Annotated in this window: 1 protein-coding gene; it reads right to left on the reverse strand. The window is 39.5% G+C overall.

What is annotated here, in order from left to right; translation table 11 throughout:
- Positions 1-97: 97 nt before the first annotated feature.
- A complete protein-coding gene (locus HMPREF2805_RS01990) occupies positions 98-424 on the reverse strand; it encodes a hypothetical protein (protein ID WP_186822545.1) in 327 nt (108 codons plus the stop codon).
- Positions 425-428: the final 4 nt, after the last annotated feature.

Raw genomic sequence — 428 nt, forward strand, 5'->3', positions numbered from 1 at the left:
TTTAGAAACAAGTTCTATTGCCAGGTCTATCTCAATATATTCTACTTTGTTGCCAAAAATGTTTTTTAATCCTTCTATCCGTTCAATCAATTCCTGCTTATTCATCTTCCCTTCCTCCATAAATCAAATAGACTGCCATAACTAACTGAGACATGCTTGGTGAATAGCCAATCCAATCATCAAACTCCTTAGATTTTGGCAACCAATCCTTAGTGGCTCCTAAATCATAGTCTTTAGGTTTTTCATCAGCGAAGATACATTCCATCGCTCCCATAAACGTCATGCCATCTTCTGTCATTTCCCAGAAATAGTCCGCCCGGTCTTTCACTGCTTGTGGTAAATCTTGGTTGGGAGGCTTGGGCTTCCCGTCTTCTACCGACCAGCCGTATACTCCATTAACTTTTTTCTTTAATTCTTCCATCATCTTT

It is taken from the genome of Streptococcus sp. HMSC034E03, assembly GCF_001811505.1.
Taxonomy (GTDB): domain Bacteria; phylum Bacillota; class Bacilli; order Lactobacillales; family Streptococcaceae; genus Streptococcus.

Bases quoted from the DNA above. Each gene is read 5' to 3' on its own strand.
- HMPREF2805_RS01990 (WP_186822545.1), bottom strand. From the start codon at position 424: ATGATGGAAGAATTAAAGAAAAAAGTTAATGGAGTATACGGCTGGTCG.